Below are 4065 nucleotides of genomic sequence, written 5' to 3'. Positions count from 1 at the left end.
GAAAAGGTTGCGCGCCAAGAGGTTCCGGGCCCGCTCGGCTCGACACCGCCGGCGCCTCCCGCCGCGAACGTGCTCCGTGGCAATCCGGCGCCCCAGCCCGAAGAAGCGCAGGAGGCTCCCGAAGACGAGCCCGTCACGGAGAAGCAGCGGCCCTCGCAGCCGGCGCCCCAGTCTGGCCCGGCACAATCCGGCCCGGCGCAGCCCGGCCCGGCAGGTCCTCCGCCGTCAGGCCCGCAGACCGGCCCGCAGCCGGGTTTGCCGCTGCGCCAACCGGGCCAGCACTACACAACTCCACCGCCTCCGATCAGCCCGTACCCGACGCAGCAACCCCCGCAGACCCCCGGCAACGGCCCCTTCCCCCGCCCGTAGGTCCCGTGAAGGGCACCTTCACGGCTTCTGATCCGAAAATCGAAGGTGATTGGGCAGGCGAAGCACCCGGCGTAGCGCAGTGGAGCCGGGTTCGTGGTTGATGGTGGGTGTTCAGGCGGCGGGTTCGAGGGTGACTCGGTAGCCCAGGGCGTTGAGTTGGCTGATGTGGTTGCGGATCCTGCGCTGGGTGTTGGTGTGCTGTGGATAGAAGTCGGCGCCCAGATCATGGAATCGGGCATCGGGGTCGGACAGCAGGTGCCAGATGATGACCAGGATGGACCGGCCGACCGCGACGATGGCTTTCTTCGCGCCACTACGACGGGCGATGCGCCGGTACCGCTCACCGAGGAACGTGTTGGTCCTGCCGGCCGCGACGGCCGCTTCACCCAACACCCGGGCAAGATAGGGGTTGCCGTGACCGGTGCCCCCGGTGCCCTTCTTCTTGCCCGCCGATTCCGACACCCCAGGCGCAAACTTCGCCCAGGAGCACAGGTGTCCCGGGGTGGGGAATCGCCCCATATCCAGGCCGATCTCGGCGATGATCACGTGCGCGGCCGCCCGGCCCACTCCGGTGATCTCATCCAGCCGGTCGACCGGCCCCGCGAAAGGGGCAACCAACTCCTCGATCCTGTCCTCGACACGGGTGATGTCCGCGCTGATCGCGTCCACCCTGGCCAGCATCGTGGACAACAGAAACGCGTGATGGTCGGTGAAGTGCCCGGTCAACGCCCCCTCCAACCGGCTGATCTTGCGGCGCAGCGAGGCACGGGCCAGCTGCGCCAGAACCGCCGGATCCCGCTGACCAGCGACCAGCGCGGCCATCATGGCCCGCCCAGAGACCCCGAAAATGTCCGACGCAACCACCGACAGCTTCAGGCAGGCGTCTTCCAGCAGCTTCTCCACCCGCTGTTTCTCCGCGGTGCGGGCTTCCACCAGATCCCGCCGGTACCGGGTGAGATCCCGCAGCCGACGGATCGGGGGTGGGGGCACGAAACTGGGGCGGATCATCTGCCGCTCGGCGATCTTGCACAACCACACCGCATCCAGCCGGTCGGTCTTCGGGCGGCCGGGCAGATGCTTGACGTCCTTGGCGTTGACCAGCCACGTGTCGAAACCGTGCGCTTCCAGCAGGTAGAACACCGGTTTCCAATAGTCCGACGTCGATTCCATCACCACCCGCGTCACGCCCAGACCGGCCAGCCGATCCGCCAGCAGCAGCAACGACCGCGTCATCGTCGAGTACGGGGTCACCTCCTGCAACCGCTTTCCAGGGTGGGCCCCGTCCGGCACCCGGACACAACACATCACCTCGGCCTTGCCGATATCCAGCGCGGCCACCCGCATGATGATCTCGTCGGTGTCCTGTGACGGCTTGAGCATCGGTCCTCCCTGGCCAGCGGCACTTCAGGCGGCTGCCCGCGGGAACCTGGGCGTGACACAAATCTGATCCGCGTGCTCGAAGCAACAATCAAGGGCCCGCACACGGCTCCCAGCATCCGACTAACGCACGGCCACACACGACCATGAAGCAACGACGTCAACGGGCAGCCAACACCCATTTTCACCCCTCAACGGGCCACCCCACCAGGAATGAACGGAACTAACGCCGTGAAGGTGCCCTTCACGGCACTTGCCCACAGGCTTCAGGCGGGGCGGGCGTAGGTGGCGTCGTCGGCGATGTCGGCGCGGAAGCGGTCGGTGATCAGCCAGCCGCAGATGACGGTCACCACCGCGGCGAGCACGATGTAGGCCGCGATCGAGTACGGCGTGCCCGTGGCGTGCAGCAGCCACGTCGCCAGCAGCGGCGCGGGACCACCGGCGAACACCGACGCGAGCTGGTACCCGAGGCCCGCGCCGCCGTAGCGGAGGTGGGTCGGGAAGCTCTCGCCGATGAACGCGGCCTGCGGGCCGTACTGCATCGCGTGCGGGATCATCGAGATGACGATGGCGACGAAGATCGCGACCTGCCCACCGCCCTTGAGCACAGCGAAGTACGGGAACGCCAGAAGCCCGGTCAGCACCGCGCCGGTGAGGTAGACGCGCTTGCGCCCGACACGGTCGGACAGTTGAGAGAACAGCGGAATGGTCGCCAGTTCCAGCGCGGCGGCGACCAGCACGGCGTTGAGGACGAATGTCTTCGAGTAGTGGTGCTGGGCGACGACGTACACCAGCACATAGCTGGTGAACAGATAGAACGGCATCTGCTCGCTGAACCGCAGCCCCGCGGACAGCAGGATTTCGCGCCAGTGGTGCTTGATCGCGTCCCCGACCGGGTTGCGGGCGGTGCGCTTTTGCGCCATAACGGCAGCGAACATGGGTGTTTCCAGAATCCGCAGCCGGATCACCAGCCCGACCGCGACGAGCACCAGGCTGAGCAGGAACGGGATTCGCCAGCCCCACGAGTTGAAGGCGTCGTCCGACAGCACCGCGGACAGCAATGTCATGCCACCGGTGCCGAGTACCAGGCCGACCGGGACGCCGATCTGTGCGAAGCTGCCGAGCAGGCCCCGTTTACGCTGGTTGCCCCATTCCATCGCGAGCAGCACCGAACCGCTCCACTCGCCGCCGATCGCGATGCCCTGGACGAGCCGCAACGCGACCAGGATCAGCGGCGCGGCGATGCCGATCCGGTCCGTGCCGGGCAGGAACCCGACCACGCCCGACGCGATGCCCATCAGCAGCAATGTGATGACGAGCGTGACCTTGCGGCCGATCCGGTCACCCCAGTGGCCGAAGATCGCCGCGCCGACCGGGCGGGCCGCGAACCCGACGGCGTAGGTCGCGAAGGACTGCATCGCGCCCGCGTAGCTGCTCGACGCCGGGAAGAACACGTGCGGGAAGATCAACGCCGCCGCGGTGTTGTAGAGGAAGAAGTCGTACCACTCGATCGTGGTGCCAATCGCGCTGGCGACGGCCGCTCTTCTCACCTGGGTTCGCTGGGTCTTGTTCTGGGCGGTGACGGCGTTGTGCGCCTCGTCGCGACCGAGCACCATGGTTGCCTCCTGTGACTGGCATCACTCCATGGGTCACCATCGCTGACGCGGTTGGCGATGTCCAGGGCAGATGGACAATCACTTTCCGCGATCGTGGGTGGGATTCCCTTCACCAGGACTTACGATCGTCGACGTGCCAGAACCGAAACCTCTGCGAGCCGACGCCCGGCGCAACCGGGTGCGGGTGCTCGCGGCCGCGGAGACCGTGTTCGCCGCGAAGGGGACCGCCGTCCCGACCGAGGAGATCGCGAAGGAGGCCGGGGTCGGCATCGGCACCGTGTTCCGCCACTTCCCGACCAAGGAAGCCCTGCTGGAAGCCGTGCTGCTGGAGCGGATGCGCCGCTTCGCCGCGGAGGCCGACCGCTGGGCCGGCGCCGAGGACCCGGGAGGCGCTTTCTTCACCTTCCTGAGCCAATGGGCGGACATGGCCGCCGCGAAGAACGCCTACAGTGACGCTCTCGCCGCTGCGGGCGCGGACGTGCCGCGGCTGGGCGCCGAGGTCAGCGCTGGTGTGCGCCGGTCGCTCAACAACCTGCTCAGCCGGGCCCAGGACGCCGGCGCTGTCCGCGAGGACGTCGGTGTCACGGAACTGATCGCGCTGATGGTCGGCACCTCCCGCGCGGCCGAGCACCTCGGCGACGACGCCGCGCTACGCCGCCGCACCCTGGACATCGTCTTCGACGGCCTCCGCCCCCGCCCCTTG

The 4065-nt window shown here is 67.9% G+C and carries 3 protein-coding genes and 1 pseudogene; 2 read left to right on the top strand and 2 right to left on the bottom strand.

All coding sequences use genetic code 11. From position 1 onward, the window contains the following. Positions 1-369 (top strand): annotated as a pseudogene (locus VFW69_RS03560) (hypothetical protein); the annotation flags it as partial. A gap of 111 nt (positions 370-480) precedes the next feature. Here VFW69_RS03560 and VFW69_RS03555 read toward each other — a convergent pair. Both VFW69_RS03555 and VFW69_RS03550 read right to left on the bottom strand, forming a co-directional pair. After that, the gene (locus VFW69_RS03555) at positions 481-1749 is read right to left on the bottom strand and encodes an IS110 family RNA-guided transposase (RefSeq protein WP_526498238.1); all 1269 of its coding nucleotides are present in this window, start codon (positions 1747-1749) and stop codon (positions 481-483) included. A gap of 263 nt (positions 1750-2012) precedes the next feature. Then, positions 2013-3362, bottom strand: coding sequence for an MFS transporter (locus VFW69_RS03550; protein WP_526498236.1), 1350 nt, complete (start codon positions 3360-3362; stop codon positions 2013-2015). Positions 3363-3495: 133 nt separating this feature from the next. On the opposite strand from VFW69_RS03550, the gene VFW69_RS03545 reads away from it, so the two are divergent. Then, positions 3496-4065: TetR/AcrR family transcriptional regulator (locus VFW69_RS03545; RefSeq protein ID WP_526498234.1), on the top strand; the 570-nt coding region annotated here is incomplete at its 3' end.

Source organism: Mycobacterium sp. (assembly GCF_036273375.1).
Classification (GTDB): domain Bacteria; phylum Actinomycetota; class Actinomycetes; order Mycobacteriales; family Mycobacteriaceae; genus Mycobacterium.
Note: the sequence above shows the minus strand (reverse complement) of the source record. Positions and strands in the feature narration are given on the sequence as shown.

Excerpts from the sequence above, each read along its gene's own strand:
- VFW69_RS03550 (WP_526498236.1), bottom strand. The coding sequence starts at position 3,362 with ATGGTGCTCGGTCGCGACGAGGCGCACAACGCCGTCACCGCCCAGAAC.
- VFW69_RS03555 (WP_526498238.1), bottom strand. The coding sequence starts at position 1,749 with ATGCTCAAGCCGTCACAGGACACCGACGAGATCATCATGCGGGTGGCC.